We start from the raw sequence: 15,329 nt of genomic DNA, 5'->3' as shown, positions 1-15,329 counted from the left end.
ATTCCTATTGGAATCATCAAGGGCTCAAAAGTTTATCATCACGTTATGAAGTTTTGCGTCATCAATCTTAATTGAACCGCCGTATACCGAACGGTACGTACGGTGGTGTGAGAGGTCGGGAGTTAATCACTCCCTCCTACTCGATTTTGTATAACCAATCCTTCCGTCGGTTAGATTAATGATGTCTAGTTTTTCCGCGGAATTGAGAAGGGATGAGGAGTATGAATAAAAGAATTAAGCTATTGATGGGTATTATTATTACTACCGTGCTGATTATGGGCGCTTGTAGCAATCAAAATATAGTGACAAAGGATTCTGATGAGGAAGATTCATCGACAGAATCACTTGGAAGTAAGTATGGTTTTATCATTTTTAATTTGGAAGCTGACACAAAGGAAATGAAAGGCATGCTTATTGTTAATTATGAAGAAAAACGTGATAAGACAGAAGCAGTGTATGAAAATAAAGGAGAGGATCTATATTTGCATGGCGACGAGGCAATGGATAAACTTGAGTCTGTTTTCGAAGAACTTGACTTTGAACCCGATATGGCCGAAGAGGATCTAATTAAGAAAGCCTCGGAAACTTTTGAAGTTATGGATTATACGACAATTAAATTGACTATTAAATTTAAAGGCCACGATACGAAAGCATTAATGATGTCGAAGTAACATAGACTTTTAACCTTCACTTACTAATACAAATAATGGTATGCTTAGACCTTGATGGTATTGAAGTGGGGGTTATCCTTTTGAAAGATAATGATATGAAATTATATGAAGTTGATTTATATGAACCTATTAAAAAGCATTTTACTGAACAGGGGTATGACGTTTACGGAGAGGTTAACGACTGTGATGTAGCGGCGTTACGAGGTGACGAACTGATTATCGTTGAATTAAAACTGAGGTTAAATTTGGACCTTGTTATGCAAGCGACTAAAAGACAGCGATTGACGGATCAAGTATATGTGGCCATTCCAAAGCCGAATTATAGCCTACGGTCTCAGAAATGGCGGGATATTTGTTATTTAATGAGAAGGTTAGAAGTGGGACTACTCGTTATATCTTTCAAGCAGAATGAGGAGCAAATAAAAGTAATTCACCATCCGGTTCCTTTTGATCGAGTAAAAAGCAAGCAACGTAGCAAGAAGAGACGGGATAGTTTGCTGAAGGAGATTAAAGGCAGGACCGGAGATTTTAATATTGGTGGAAGTAATAAATTGAAAATCATGACTGCCTATAAAGAAACTTGTATCCATATCGCTTGTTGTTTAATTCAGCATGGGCCTTTATCTCCTAAGGCGTTGCGTGAAATTGGAACAGGTGAAAAAACTACTCGAATTCTTAATAAGAACTATGATGAATGGTTTGACAGAGTTGAAAGAGGTGTTTATTCAATAAGTGATAAGGGGATTAGTGAGCTAAAAGAACATCCTGGAATGGTAGAGTACTATAAGAAATTAACATGATTTCTGACGTATAATCCTGCAACCATGCATAACTTATCGCAGATGAGCATAGCTTACTATATCCCCTCAAATCACGCTTAAAGTAATACGTGGGAAAAATAAACCCGAATGCTAGCGATATACAATCGCAAAGCATCGGGTTTTAATAATTTCTATTATACGTCGTGCCGATGTTGCATAGATTAATAGAAGGAGGATTTTGAATGACTGGATTAAACAATATGGAAAAAGAACGTCTTGCACACTTTATGGAACGTATTGAGGCGGGGGGAAAGATTGAGGCTGATGATTGGATGCCAGAAGAATATAGGCTCACATTGATTCGATTAATATCTATGCATGGAATGAGTGAAATCATGGGGGCCCTTCCCGAGAAAGAATGGGTACCGAAAGCTCCTTCGCTGAATCGAAAGCTTGGCATTATGGCAAAAGTACAGGATGAAATGGGTCACGGACAGTTACTGTTACGCGTCACTGAGGATTTGCTTCAGCCATACGGAAAAAACCGTGGTGATTTAATGCAGGATTTGTTCAAAGGAGACTTGAAGTTCCATAATGTTTTTCATATGGAAACGAAAACATGGGCGGATGCAGGCATTATTGGTTGGCTAGTTGACGGAGCAGCAATCATTACGCAAACCGATATGCTGGGGGCTTCTTATGGGCCTTATGCAAGAGCATTGAAGCGTATTTGTGCTGAGGAAGTTTTCCATGCACAGCACGGAGAATCGATTGTCCTTGCACTCGTGGAAGGCACTGAAGAACAACAAGCGATGATCCAAGAGGCGCTAAATCGTTGGTGGGAAGCCTTACTGATGTTCTTTGGACCCGCGAGTAAAGAAACGACCGGTTCTTCAAAACAGGATTTGACGATTAAATATAGGATCCGGACTAAAACTAATGAAGGGTTCAGACAGACCTTTTTTGATAAATACGTTCCTCGTATTCTATCACTTGGACTCACAATTCCAGACCCAACGATTAATTATGATGAGGACAGTAAAATATGGACATACAAGCAACCAGATTGGACGGAATTCATCAAAATAATTCGAAACGGGGGACCGCGTTCTCAGGCACGATTAAACTTACGGCGAACATCTTATGAAAATAATGCTTGGGTACGCGATGCACTAAGTGCAACTGTAAGGTAAAGCCAAGTCCAATTAGGATTTACAATACCTTTCCGTTTACTATCGTTGTAGAGGAGGAATCGGTAAAGATGGCCGGAGAAAAAACATTTTATCAGGAATATGAAGTTTTTAGTAAGAGAACACTTAATTCTACATTTCAACATCAATTCAGCCTGCTCGCTCCGAATGAGGATATGGCACTTGTTCTAGCGCAGGAAAATTTTATGCGCCGAGAACCAGTCGTTGATATTTGGATTGTCAATCGAAAACATATACGGAAGATGGATGCAGAGGAAAAAAAGACCCTTAGTCGACTGGATAATAAAGATTACCGTACGACAAAAGGATATGGATATTTAAGAAAGAAGTGGCGGTATTATGAACAGGAGATACTGGATGAAAAAGAGATACTTTCGTGGGGTGGGAAGAGGAAATAAGCTCCATGAACAATGAATATAAAGAATAGATTAGAGGGTTTTCGCTCTAATTGACGGATTATTCGGTTTATAGGTTGAATTTTTTTTCATATATTCGTAGAACTCAATAATGTCTTTTGGTGAGGTGTGTGGTTTATGAAAGCGGGAATGGAAGTAGGCCGTAAAGAAACAATCGAAATTAGAGTGACAGAAGAAATGTTTGCAGCGTTTGAGGGTGTAATCGTGCACCCTGTTTATTCAACGGTGGCAATGACCTATCACATGGAATGGGTATCTCGAAAAATCATTCTCCCATATTTAGAAAGTCATGAAGAAGGTATGGGTTCATCTGTTCAACTTAAGCATTTTTCACCTTCACCGCTAGGTTCAATGGTGAGGATTACTGCGACCTTGGATGAGGTACGAGGGGGTTTTGTCGTGACCAAAGTTAAGGCTTATAATCAGTTGAAATTAATTGGCGAAGGTGAAGTAACCCAGGTAATATTGCCAAAATCAATCATAGCTGAAAGAGTGGAAGCAGCTTTAATTTTAAATGAGAGGGACCATACTCTTTAACCTAGGTTTTAAATCCTAAGGGGGATTTCTAATGAAATTAGTAGAAGAGTCGTCAATGATTGGAAGTTCAGACCTTTTCGACATGATGGCTGATCATGAACAAGTTATTTTCTGTAATGACCCAGCAACTGGCTTGCGTGCTATTATAGCGATTCATAATACAACTTTAGGACCTGCACTTGGAGGATGTCGCATGCAACCCTATGAGACTATGGACGATGCGTTAGAGGATGTTCTTCGACTATCAAAAGGAATGAGTTATAAATGTGCTGCCTCGGATGTTGATTTTGGGGGAGGAAAAGCAGTGATTATCGGTGACCCCAATACAGATAAAACACCCGAATTATTCCGTTCATTTGGTCAATTCGTTAATTCACTTGGCGGACGATTTTATACTGGTACAGATATGGGGACAACGATGGAGGACTTCATCCATGTTATGAAAGAAACAAATTGCGTTGTAGGTGTACCCGAAGTATATGGCGGTGGTGGAGATTCTTCCATCCCAACAGCTAAGGGTGTTTTGTATGGCATAAAAGCGGCTAATCAGACGCTTTTCGGAAAAAGTGAATTGGGTGGAATTACTTATGCTGTACAAGGCCTTGGTAAAGTAGGGTTCAAAGTTGCTTGTGGATTACTTGAAGCAGGTGCCGATCTTTACGTTACGGATATTAATGGGGAAAGTTTGAAAGCAATCAAAGAAAAAGCGAAGACAACAAAGGGGAAAGTAAAAGTCGTAGATCGTGAAGAGATTTATTCTCAAGAAGCTGACGTGTTCGTCCCCTGCGCATTTGGTGGAATTATCAATGACAACACAATAAATCAATTCAAAGTAAAAGCGATAGCCGGTTCTGCGAACAATCAACTATTACATGAAAGTCATGGAAAGAAACTACAAGAAAAAGGAATCCTTTATGCTCCGGATTATATTATCAATTCCGGTGGACTAATCCAAGTGGCTGATGAGTTATATGGTATTAATCACGACCGTGTGCTCGCGAAGACAAAACATATTTATGATGCGATTTTGGAAGTTTTTAAACAGGCTGAAATTAGTGGAACTTGCACAATGGAATCAGCAAATAAGATGTGTGAAAAAAGGATGGAAATGAGTGGTCGACGGAATGATTTTTACACGCCATCCGTTAAACCAAAATGGTCAATTCGCAAATAATCGTAAGTGGAGGTAATTTGTATGGAACTTGATTACCCGATTAAAACAGTTATGGATGATGAGGGGTTTTTAATTGATTCGTCTTATGAGGAATTGATAAATGACAAGCTGGCAAAGGATCTTTATTATAATATGGTTCGAATTAGGACATTTGATCGAAAGGCGATTAACTTACAGCGACAAGGTCGACTTGGAACTTACGCCCCCTTTGAGGGACAAGAAGCTTCACAGGTGGGCAGCGCGCTTGCCCTTGGTTCAGATGACTGGATTTTTCCTACCTACCGTGATCATGGTGCGACATTAACATACGGAGCAGATATGGTTCGAACGTATATGTATTGGAATGGCCGGGTCGAGGGTTGTGTACCTCCCAAAGGAAAAAAGATATTTCCACCAGCTGTTCCCATCGCTACGCAAATACCGCATGCAGTTGGCGCGGCGTGGGCAGAGAAGAGAAAAGGAACAAATAATGGAGCAATTACTTATTTTGGGGACGGTGCAACGTCGGAAGGGGATTTTCACGAAGGATTGAATTTCGCCAGTGTGTTCAAAGTACCTGTTGTCTTTTTTAACCAGAATAATGGGTATGCGATTTCTGTTCCAATAGAAAGACAAATGAACTCTGCTACAATCGCACAAAAATCCTTGGCCTATGGAATGCCCGGGATCCGGATTGATGGAAATGATTGTTTTGTAGTCTTTTTTGAAACCAAAAAAGCTTTTGAATTTGCAAGAAGTGGACAAGGGCCGACTTTGATAGAGGCTGTTACATGGCGAACCGGAGCCCATACGACAGCTGATGATCCAACGAAATATCGCACTGAGGAGCAAGGGGCAAAATTTGTTGATCCGCTGTTACGACTGGAAAAGTTTATGAAGAACTACGGCTATTGGGATGAAGAATGGAAAACGGAAGTTAGAGAACAAACAGAGCAGGAAATTGAAGCGGCGGTAATAGCAATGGAACAATATCCAGCCGCCAATGCCGAAGATCTTTTTGACAATGTCTTTGCGGAGATGCCGGCTCAACTCGCAGACCAAAAGGAATCATATCTTGAACATTTGAGGGGGCAGTGATATGGCGACTGAACTGCAAAAATCACTCCAAAATAACGAAATAATCCGACTGATGACGATGGTCCAAGCAATCAATGATGGAATGAAGGTAATGCTTGAAGAGGATGATAGAATTCTTGTACTAGGGGAGGATATCGGCAAAAACGGCGGAGTCTTTCGTGCCACGGATGGGCTTTATGATATTTTCGGGGACGAGCGAGTTGTCGATACGCCGCTTTCTGAAGCGGGTCTTATCGGTGCGTCTATAGGTCTCGCCGTGAACGGTTTTAGACCAGTTGCGGAAATACAGTTTCTTGGTTTTATCTACCCTGCATATGAGCAAATTATGACTCACGTTTCACGTATACGAATGCGGACGATGGGTCATTTTACTGTGCCAATGGTAATCCGTGCCCCATACGGAGCTGGTATACGGGCACCGGATATTCACTCGGATAGTACAGAGGCACTTTTCACGCATATGCCGGGATTGAAAGTAGTCTGTCCATCGAGTCCATACGATGCAAAAGGCCTCTTAATTGCCGCAATGGAAGATCCGGATCCCGTGCTTGTTTTGGAGAATATGAGGAATTACCGAGCACAAAGAGAAGAGGTCCCAATCGGTAAATATTTGATTGAAATCGGAAAAGGGAAAATAGTGCGAGAAGGAACAGATGTAACAATTATCGCATGGGGAGCAATGGTTACCGTAGCCGAATCTGCGGCTAAAAGAGCAACAAAAAAAGGCATCAGCTGTGAAATCATTGATCTTCGTACGCTTTATCCAATAGACCGTGACATTATTGCAAAGTCCGTGCAGAAAACAAGTAGGGTAGTTATTGTCCATGAAGCCCACGCCACCGGGGGCCTTGGCAATGATGTCGTCTCAATTATCAACGACACCTCATTTCTATATTTACGTTCACCTGTAGAACGGGTGACGGGGTTCGATGTTCCTGTTCCACTTTTTGCATTGGAAGATCATTATGTTCCTACACCTGCTCGTGTTCTTGAAGGCATCGAAAAAACAGTCAACTTTTAAATGGGGGGATAAAGTGCTTGAGGTAAAATTGCATGATATTGGTGAAGGAATGAGCGAGGGTGAAATTGTTCAATACTTTGTAAAAGTTGGTGACCGAGTTGTAGCAGATCAGCCGCTTGTTGAAGTGTTGACGGATAAAATGACTGCTGAACTTCCCTCGCCTTGTTCAGGAACAGTAAAAGAGATTATTATCAATATTGGTGAAACAGTCCAAGTAGGAACTAGTCTTATATATATTGTTGAAGACGATAATACGCAGTCAGTAAAGAAACGTCCAAAAGAAGAGTTACCTACCGCGACCAAATCGAAAGAGAAGCCCTCGATAACTTTATTTAACCGGGTACTAGCTGCACCCTACACCCGCAAAATTGCACGTGACAACAACATAAATATTGAAGATATCGTTCCCACGGATCCTTCAGGGCGGGTGTCAGAAAAAGATGTACATCGGTTTATTAAAGAAGGGAAAATAGGAAAAGAATCTATGATTGATGTTCCAAAGGTCAAAGAAAAAGAGGCGTCCAACGAAATCCCTTTTTTGGGAATACGTAAACAAATTGCGGAAAAGATGACGAAATCGTTCTTTACAATTCCACACGTCACTCATTTCGATGAAGTGAACATGACGAATCTACTGAAAATACGTGAAGACTTGAAAAATGCGGGGGAGTCAATCACTATTCCTGCATTTTTCATTAAAGCACTAGTGATTTCATTGAAAGAATTTCCAATATTTAATGCCGAACTTGATGAAGAAAATAATCGAATTATATTGAAGAAAAATTACCATATTGGGTTCGCAACCAATACAGCTAATGGTTTACTCGTCCCAGTCGTTTTCGATGCTGATCAAAAATCTATTAAAGAGATTCATCAAGAAGTAAAGGGATTGACCGAGAAAGCTTTGGCTGGAAAATTAAAGCCTTCTGAAATGCAGCACAGCACCTTTACAATGAGTAATGTTGGTCCGCTAGGTAGCACGGGCGCAACCCCAATTATTAATCACCCGGAGACAGCGATTATCTCCTTTCATAAAACGAGAAAACGACCGATTGTTAATGAAGACGATGAAATTGTCATAGGTCATGTGATGACGATTTCCATGTCATTTGACCATCGTGTTGCCGACGGATCGACTGCTGTCGCCTTTACCAATTGTTTTGCCAGCCTAATCGAACAACCATATAAACTAATGATGGAGTTGATTTAACATGGTTGTTGGTGAACTTAGTCAAGAGCGTGAACTTGTTATTATCGGAGGAGGGCCAGGTGGCTACACTGCAGCGATTCGCGCTGCCCAACTGGGTTTATCGGTTACGTTGATAGAACAAGCAGATATGGGCGGAGTTTGCTTGCACCAAGGATGTATCCCGTCGAAAGTCTTTACCCACGCGGCTAGAAAACGGTCGGAAATCGATCGTTTTGAGGAACTAGGAATCGATGTATGCGAAAACTCGTTTAATATACAAAAACTTCTTGTATATAAAACAAAGGTGATCGAAGACCTAAAATTAGGGATAGAGAATTTATGTAGAGAAAATAGAATTGAGGTCATCCGTGGTAAGGCTTCATTCCTTTCCATTGACAGAATTGGCGTGGAAAATGGGCACCAGTTTGATATATATAAATTTGAACAGATAATCATTGCAACGGGTAGTTCCCCAGTCGTGCCTTTAGACTTGAAGGGGGGCGGTACGAGCGTTTTGTTGGCAGACGAGATATTTAAACTGCAGACAGTGCCGAAGCACCTTATAGTAATTGGGCAGGATTATATCGCACTAGAAGTCGCATCAAGTTTTGCTGCATTGGGATCGAAGATAAGTATATTAATTGCGAGAGAAACACCCCAGGAATTGGATGAATCCATTAAAAAGGAATTAGAGCGATTATTCAAGAGGCGCAAAATAAGCATAATTAAGGATGCAGTCATCTTGTCGACGGCTGAAACTGATGAGGGAGTTTTAGTCACTTATAACACGAATAATAAAGATGATGCGACAATAAGCGGGAGCCATCTATATTCATCTGGCGTTAGGAAGCCGAATGTGGAGTCCGTTGGAATTAGTCGTATGGGAATCGGACAGACAGAAGAAGGATTCATTAAAATAAATGAAAATATGGAGTCATCGATTCCTTCCATCTATGCTGTTGGTGATGTAACGGAAGGTCCACTCTTAGCGGTTAAAGCGATTAAGCAGGGTAAAACCGCTGTTGAAGCGATTGCAGGAGGAAAGCCGGAAGTTGACTTAACTTTTATACCAGTTGTAGTCCACTCAATACCTCCAATTGCTTCTGTCGGTCTTACTGAACAAAATATAAGGGAACTTGAATTGAAGGTACGTATCAGTCAATTTTCACTTAGGGGGAATGGCTACGCGGCAATCACCAATAAAAAAGAAGGTTTTATTAAAGTGATTTCCGATTCATCAACCGATATTATCGTCGGCATTCATATGATTGGTGAAGGGGCTCTTGAAATGGCAGGTACATTTGTACAGCAATTGGAAATGGTTGCGAAAGAGGAGGATATAAAATTCCCCACGTATGCACACCCGGGAATTAATGAAAGTCTACTTGAGGCAGTGGAGGGCTTAATCGGACAAGCAATTCACATCCCACCAACTAAAAATGAAACTTCAACTCAGTATTAATCGATGCCTAGAGCCAACATGATTTAAGACAAATGAGGTTGAAAAAACACGATGTAAGCGCTTAAATGAGTTGAACAATTAAAATGTTATTGACTATCACTCATAGTCGATGTAGCATTAAGAAAATTTACAAGTCGGAATTAACTGTAGATAATCTCTTGGTTCCGATTGAATAGGGGGAAAGCAATGAGAAACAAATGGAGAAAGGCATTGATGGTGATTATCGGTGCTACGTTAATACTAGTTGCATGTGGTGATGATGGGGATAAAAAAGACGATCCAACTACAAAGAAATATAAAGTGGGCGTCACTCAAATTGTTGAACACCCATCTTTAGATGCAGCTTATGGCGGTTTTAAACAAGCGTTAGAAGACGCAGGGCTTGATGTAGAATATGATGTAAACAATGCCCAAAATGACCAAAGTGCAAACACTTCAATTGCACAAAAACTCGTGAACTCAGAAGTAGATCTAATTTTTGCAAACTCAACACCAAGCGCACAAGCTGCCGCTAGTGCCACACAAGATGTACCAATTATATTTACATCTGTTACAGACCCTGTAGGTGCTGAGCTAGTTGAATCTCTTGAAAAACCCGGTGGAAATTTAACGGGGACAATTGATTTACATCCTGAAGTAATTCCAAATACGCTGAAGTTCTTGAAGGAGGAATTAGGCGCTAAAAATGTGGGAATTGTATATAATTCGGGTGAGCAAAACGCGCGTGTTCAAGCTGATAAGGTAAATGAATTAGCAAAGGATATGGGTTTAACGATATTCGAGGCAACAATATCCACATCAGCAGAAGTAAAACAAGCAACGGAATCATTAGTTGGAAAAATCGATTCGTTCTATATTATTAAAGATAATACAGTCGTATCAGCACTTGAATCTGTTATTGAAGTAGCTGTGGCCAATCAATTACCTATGATGGTTGGCGAATTAGACTCTGTTAAACGTGGTGGTTTGGCGGCATATGGATTTGAATATTTTGATTTGGGTTATCAAACTGGAGAGTTGGCTGTGGAAATTCTTAAAGAAGGAAATGAACCGGCTAGTTTACCCGTTCAAACACCACAATCGTTGACCTTTGAAGTTAATGAAGAAACTGCTGAGAAAATAGGGATAGAAATAAAAGAGGAATGGCAAACGGAAGTTAGTGAATAGTGATTAAAAATAAACAAAAAACCATGGAGGCTTATTTAGTCATTGTTGTTTTGTTGTTATTTTAAAGCAACTTAAAAGTTTTTTAGAAGTTTCGTTTAGATTTTATTTGAAACTAGCAATGGAAGCGTTTAAGATATCCAAACAATTGAAATGTTGTTGACTATCTACCATAGTAGTTGTAGCATTAAGAAAATTCTAGATTGGAATCAACTACAAACAATTATAAGTAGTTCCGATTAAAGAGGGGGAAATTTATTGATGAAGAGCAATTGGAAAAAGCTGCTAATGGCGGTTTTGGGTGCTACGCTAATTCTTTCAGCTTGTGGTGAAGATGATAACAAGGTAAATGAAACAGAAGGCTCCTCTGAAGAAAAATACAAAGTGGGTGTCACTCAAATAGTTGAACATCCATCTTTAGATGCAGCTTTTGAAGGCTTTAAAAAAGCTTTGGAAGATGCGGGACTTGACGTGGAATATGATGTTAATAATGCCCAAAATGACAAAAGCGTAAATACTTCAATCGCACAAAAACTTGCCACTTCAGGAGTAGATTTGGTTTTTGCGAACTCGACTCCGAGCGCACAAGCCATAATAAGTGAAACGCAAGAAATTCCGGTTGTATTTACATCAGTAACTGATGCGGTGGGTGCTGAATTAGTTGAATCGATGGAAAATCCAGGAGGAAATGTAACAGGAACAATCGATAATCATCCTGATGCGATTTCAAATACGATGAAGTTTCTAAAAGAAGAATTGGGAGCAAGCAAAATCGGTATGGTTTACAACTCGGGAGAACAAAACTCTGTAGCCCAAGTAGAGGCTGTTAAGGAAATTATAAGTGATATGGATATGACTGTTGTTGATGCTTCAGTTGCTACTTCTGCAGATGTAAAACAGGCAACGGAATCATTGATTGGTAAAGTTGATTCGTTCTATATTATTACGGATAATACGGTAGTTTCAGCACTTGAATCAGTAGTTTCAGTTGCAAATGAAAATAAAATACCAATGATGGTTGGAGAATTTGACTCTGTTGATCGAGGCGGTTTGGCTACATTTGGATTTGAATTTTATGACATCGGTTATGAGGCAGGGGAAATGGCTGTCAAGATTCTAAAAGGAGAGAGCAAACCTTCAGAAATACCGGTTCAAGTTCCGCAAAAATTAAAGTTTGTTATGAATAAAGAAACTGCGGATACAATAGGTCTTGAAATTAAAGATGTGTGGAACGCTGAATTTAACGAATGATTAGGAGATGACTCTTTATGTTTTCAGCTGTCTTTGGTTCTGTTGAGCAAGGGATCATCTATGCAATAATGGCACTTGGCGTGTATCTTTCATTCCGAGTGCTTGATTTCCCAGATTTGACGGTGGACGGAAGTTTTGTAACAGGAGCAGCTGTTGCTGCAACAATGATAATTTTTGGTTACCATCCCGGAATAGCTACGGTTGCTGCAATAATTATAGGTTTTATTGCAGGGTGTATCACGGGGCTTTTACATACAAAAGGAAAAATTAATCCGTTACTTTCAGGTATATTAATGATGATTGCACTCTATTCCATAAATTTAAGAATTATGGGGTTGACCTCTGAAAGCTCAATTGGCCGCCCCAATATTCCGTTATTGAACGCAGAAACAATATTTAGTAAGTTTTATGCATTCTGGGGAAACCTTGGGATTGATGATGCGTTCAATCGGTTTTTCAGCATGCTAGGCCTTGAACATTTGCCCTCGACATGGGGCACGTTGTTTATTATGTTAATTATTACATTGGTGATTAAATTTATCGTAGATTGGTTCCTGCAAACTGAAGTGGGTCTTGCGATAAGAGCAACCGGTGATAATAAAAAAATGATTAGAAGCTTATCAGCTAATACGGATACGCTTGTCATTATTGGACTTGGATTTTCTAATGCACTTGTAGCTTTCTCTGGCGCATTGATCGCTCAGTATTCAAAGTTTGCTGACGTAGGTATGGGGATAGGGATGATTATCATTGGTTTAGCTTCAGTTATTATTGGAGAGGCCATCTTTGGTACAAAAACGATTATGCGAACAACATTGGCGGTTATTGCAGGTGCGATTATCTACAGAATTGTTCTAGGACTTGCGCTAAGAGTAGACTTTCTCGATTCAGGGGATATGAAATTAATTACAGCAGTGATTGTAATTATTGCTTTGATACTACCCCAATACTTTGAAAAGAGAAGAGAGAAAAAAAGGAAATTAAAACGTCATAAAGAACGTTTTAGCTGAACTTTAATATATCGGTATTGAAGAGGGAGGATATCGCCGTTGCTAAAACTCGAACAGATCAATAAGATTTTTAATGAAGCAACGCCAGATGAAAAAATTGCACTGGACCAAATCAATCTGAAGTTGAACCCCGGCGATTTTGTTACTGTGATTGGCAGTAACGGTGCAGGAAAGTCAACTATGTTGAATATGATTTCTGGTGCTTTGTCTCCTGATTTTGGAGACATTAGAATTGACGGTAAAAATGTTACGAAATTACCCGAATTTAAACGCTCTCAGAAGATTGGAAGAGTGTTCCAAGATCCAATGGCTGGAACTGCTCCACTTATGACAATTGAGGAAAACCTTGCAATGGCTTATTCACGAAATAAAACGCGCGGGCTGAAAAAAGGCGTGGATAAGAAGCGGCGAGTGTTTTTCCGTGAATCGCTTGAAACGCTTCACTTAAATCTGGAAAACCGACTAAATGCAAAAGTTGGTACCCTTTCTGGCGGAGAGCGGCAGGCACTTTCATTGTTAATGGCTACTTTTACACAACCATCCATTTTATTACTTGATGAACATACAGCCGCCTTAGACCCAGCGCGAGCGGCATTGATTACGGATTTAACCAAACTGCTTGTAGAGAAAGATCAACTGACAACGCTTATGGTAACCCACAATATGCAGCAAGCGCTTGATCTAGGAAATAGGCTCATTATGATGGATAAGGGACAAATTATTTTTGAAGTTGAAGCCGAAGAGAAACAAGATTTGACGATTGCTAAATTGATGGATGAATTCCAACGCATCCGTGGAGAAAAGTTAACGAGCGATAAGGCATTATTGGGATGATATTCATTCGCAAACTAAATAGTCTTAAAAAACATTGTAGCGAAAATAATTGCTACAATGTTTTTTTTAGTAATAAAGCGGTTGTAAATAATATGGATTGGGATTTTATACCTGCGTGTCTATTTTTTATTACCATTAAACTTATTATATTTATAGGTATGGATATTATTCTATTATTTTCCTAACTGTCAACGGGCGTTATTACAAGACCACTGGGGGAATAAATTCTTGTTAATTTGGAGGAGTATACGGTCATGAAAAACATGTTAGTAGAATATAATTGAGGTTGTGTAATCCCAAATTCTTATTATATAAATTTCATATACAAGAATTCAGAAAATATGATAATAAAAAGTCTGACAAACATATGAGGGGAGAAGTGTATGCTAAACATAAATCCATCTGATTTCGTTTTGAAGCCCTTTTATGGCACTATTCATTGTGAGCCAAACTGGCAGTGGAAGAAACGAGAAAATCGAATACCTAATTATGATTTATTTTATATTTGGTCTGGCGAAGGGAAGTTAGTGCTTAACGGGAAATCATACGACGTAGCAAAAGGACATTGTTTCCTATTCAAGCCAGGGGATCAAACGTCAGCTACACAAAGTCCTCAAAATCGTCTTAAATTAACCTATATACATTTCGACATAACTGTAACTTCACTGATAACTCCTTCAGCCCATCGGATAATTGGTAATACGATTAGTTTCGAATCGTTATTAACTCAATATATTAGATTGTGCTTAATAAAAGAATATGGTTCGGAAATCGAGGCCAAACTTATATTAAAGCAATTGATGATACACTTATTAAGGGAAGACCAAGAAAAAGAAAAAGAAGTACTCGAAATTAGTAACAGTCTTTTGGAAACCATACAAGAAATCGCGAATTATGTTCAAGTCCATCCGAGTGAGCGGCATTCAATTGCTAGTCTAGCAGTAAGAGCAAATCTTTCTCCACAGTACTTTTCCCAGAAATTCAAGCAATATATGGGCCATACTATAAAGTTCCACATCGTTAGCTCGCGAATAAAGAGAGCGGAGCATTTATTGCATTATTCGGGGATGACCGTGACGGAAACTGCATATGCTCTTGGATACAATGATCTCCATTTTTTTAGTAGACAATTTAAAAAATACACAGGTAAAAATCCCTCAGAAATACGTTAAAAACGCCAGTAACTAAGTTGCTAGGCGTATTTTTCTATTAAAAAATAAGAATAAGTAAAAAAGTGTAAATATTATACGGGAAAATCTAAATACAATTAACACCATCCTGTTAATATAAAATAATAAACGAAATATATGAAACAGGAACCGAAATAGCGAGAAAGAGAGTTTATGAATGATGTTCTATCTAACAATAAAGAGTGTTGGGTTTTGACATAAAATAACAAGTAATAGTTTATTTTTGAATGATAAGGGAATAGTTTGTTGGTATAGAGAATTTATATCAAATGAATTTATACAAAAGCAAATTGAGGTTAGATCAGGGGGCACAATTCGGAATACGATTAGCAAGTATTTCTTACTACATTAACGCTTACTG

15 protein-coding genes are annotated in these 15,329 nt (G+C 39.3%); all 15 read left to right on the top strand.

Annotated features, from left to right (window positions below):
- Positions 1–221: 221 nt before the first annotated feature.
- The 15 genes from KSU66_RS20835 (at position 222) to KSU66_RS20765 (ending at position 14,950) form a co-directional block, all read left to right on the top strand.
- Positions 222–671: a YusW family protein gene (locus KSU66_RS20835; protein WP_269053373.1), complete on the top strand. Its 450-nt coding sequence runs from the start codon at positions 222–224 to the stop codon at positions 669–671.
- Between the two features lie 80 nt (positions 672–751).
- On the top strand, positions 752–1,471 hold the full coding sequence (locus tag KSU66_RS20830; protein ID WP_269053372.1) for a DUF2161 domain-containing phosphodiesterase: 720 nt from the start codon (positions 752–754) through the stop codon (positions 1,469–1,471).
- Positions 1,472–1,674: 203 nt separating this feature from the next.
- Positions 1,675–2,625, top strand: a complete 951-nt coding sequence (paaA, locus tag KSU66_RS20825; RefSeq protein WP_269053371.1) for a 1,2-phenylacetyl-CoA epoxidase subunit PaaA — start codon at positions 1,675–1,677, stop codon at positions 2,623–2,625.
- Between the two features lie 68 nt (positions 2,626–2,693).
- On the top strand, positions 2,694–3,041 hold the full coding sequence (paaB, locus tag KSU66_RS20820; RefSeq protein WP_269053370.1) for a 1,2-phenylacetyl-CoA epoxidase subunit PaaB: 348 nt from the start codon (positions 2,694–2,696) through the stop codon (positions 3,039–3,041).
- A gap of 135 nt (positions 3,042–3,176) precedes the next feature.
- Positions 3,177–3,596, top strand: coding sequence for a thioesterase family protein (locus KSU66_RS20815; protein ID WP_269053369.1), 420 nt, complete (start codon positions 3,177–3,179; stop codon positions 3,594–3,596).
- A 31-nt stretch (positions 3,597–3,627) separates the two neighbouring features.
- A complete protein-coding gene (locus KSU66_RS20810; protein WP_269053368.1) occupies positions 3,628–4,770 on the top strand; it encodes a Leu/Phe/Val dehydrogenase in 1,143 nt (380 codons plus the stop codon).
- Between the two features lie 21 nt (positions 4,771–4,791).
- Positions 4,792–5,847, top strand: a complete 1,056-nt coding sequence (pdhA, locus tag KSU66_RS20805; protein WP_269053367.1) for a pyruvate dehydrogenase (acetyl-transferring) E1 component subunit alpha — start codon at positions 4,792–4,794, stop codon at positions 5,845–5,847.
- Between the two features lies 1 nt (position 5,848).
- Positions 5,849–6,868, top strand: coding sequence for an alpha-ketoacid dehydrogenase subunit beta (locus tag KSU66_RS20800; RefSeq protein WP_269053366.1), 1,020 nt, complete (start codon positions 5,849–5,851; stop codon positions 6,866–6,868).
- A 13-nt stretch (positions 6,869–6,881) separates the two neighbouring features.
- Complete coding sequence (locus tag KSU66_RS20795; RefSeq protein ID WP_269053365.1) at positions 6,882–8,078, top strand: dihydrolipoamide acetyltransferase family protein; 1,197 nt, start codon at positions 6,882–6,884, stop codon at positions 8,076–8,078.
- Position 8,079: 1 nt separating this feature from the next.
- Positions 8,080–9,519, top strand: coding sequence for a dihydrolipoyl dehydrogenase family protein (locus KSU66_RS20790; RefSeq protein WP_269053364.1), 1,440 nt, complete (start codon positions 8,080–8,082; stop codon positions 9,517–9,519).
- A 186-nt stretch (positions 9,520–9,705) separates the two neighbouring features.
- Positions 9,706–10,686: an ABC transporter substrate-binding protein gene (locus tag KSU66_RS20785; RefSeq protein WP_269053363.1), complete on the top strand. Its 981-nt coding sequence runs from the start codon at positions 9,706–9,708 to the stop codon at positions 10,684–10,686.
- 258 nt (positions 10,687–10,944) lie between these two features.
- Positions 10,945–11,934, top strand: coding sequence for an ABC transporter substrate-binding protein (locus tag KSU66_RS20780; RefSeq protein WP_269053362.1), 990 nt, complete (start codon positions 10,945–10,947; stop codon positions 11,932–11,934).
- A gap of 17 nt (positions 11,935–11,951) precedes the next feature.
- Complete coding sequence (locus KSU66_RS20775) at positions 11,952–12,944, top strand: ABC transporter permease (RefSeq protein ID WP_269053361.1); 993 nt, start codon at positions 11,952–11,954, stop codon at positions 12,942–12,944.
- Positions 12,945–12,983: 39 nt separating this feature from the next.
- Positions 12,984–13,778: an ABC transporter ATP-binding protein gene (locus tag KSU66_RS20770; RefSeq protein ID WP_269053360.1), complete on the top strand. Its 795-nt coding sequence runs from the start codon at positions 12,984–12,986 to the stop codon at positions 13,776–13,778.
- A gap of 383 nt (positions 13,779–14,161) precedes the next feature.
- Positions 14,162–14,950, top strand: coding sequence for an AraC family transcriptional regulator (locus KSU66_RS20765; protein ID WP_269053359.1), 789 nt, complete (start codon positions 14,162–14,164; stop codon positions 14,948–14,950).
- The last annotated feature ends 379 nt before the right edge of the window (positions 14,951–15,329 follow it).

This window comes from Sporosarcina sp. G11-34 (assembly GCF_026931025.1).
The sequence above is the reverse complement of the archived record's forward strand: the minus strand, read 5'-3'. Positions and strand labels throughout refer to the sequence as shown.

Coding starts and splice junctions, on each gene's coding strand:
- KSU66_RS20835 (WP_269053373.1), top strand. CDS start 222: ATGAATAAAAGAATTAAGCTATTGATGGGTATTATTATTACTACCGTG.
- paaA (WP_269053371.1), top strand. CDS start 1,675: ATGACTGGATTAAACAATATGGAAAAAGAACGTCTTGCACACTTTATG.
- paaB (WP_269053370.1), top strand. CDS start 2,694: ATGGCCGGAGAAAAAACATTTTATCAGGAATATGAAGTTTTTAGTAAG.
- KSU66_RS20815 (WP_269053369.1), top strand. CDS start 3,177: ATGAAAGCGGGAATGGAAGTAGGCCGTAAAGAAACAATCGAAATTAGA.
- KSU66_RS20810 (WP_269053368.1), top strand. CDS start 3,628: ATGAAATTAGTAGAAGAGTCGTCAATGATTGGAAGTTCAGACCTTTTC.
- pdhA (WP_269053367.1), top strand. CDS start 4,792: ATGGAACTTGATTACCCGATTAAAACAGTTATGGATGATGAGGGGTTT.
- KSU66_RS20800 (WP_269053366.1), top strand. CDS start 5,849: ATGGCGACTGAACTGCAAAAATCACTCCAAAATAACGAAATAATCCGA.
- KSU66_RS20790 (WP_269053364.1), top strand. CDS start 8,080: ATGGTTGTTGGTGAACTTAGTCAAGAGCGTGAACTTGTTATTATCGGA.
- KSU66_RS20785 (WP_269053363.1), top strand. CDS start 9,706: ATGAGAAACAAATGGAGAAAGGCATTGATGGTGATTATCGGTGCTACG.
- KSU66_RS20780 (WP_269053362.1), top strand. CDS start 10,945: ATGAAGAGCAATTGGAAAAAGCTGCTAATGGCGGTTTTGGGTGCTACG.
- KSU66_RS20775 (WP_269053361.1), top strand. CDS start 11,952: ATGTTTTCAGCTGTCTTTGGTTCTGTTGAGCAAGGGATCATCTATGCA.
- KSU66_RS20765 (WP_269053359.1), top strand. CDS start 14,162: ATGCTAAACATAAATCCATCTGATTTCGTTTTGAAGCCCTTTTATGGC.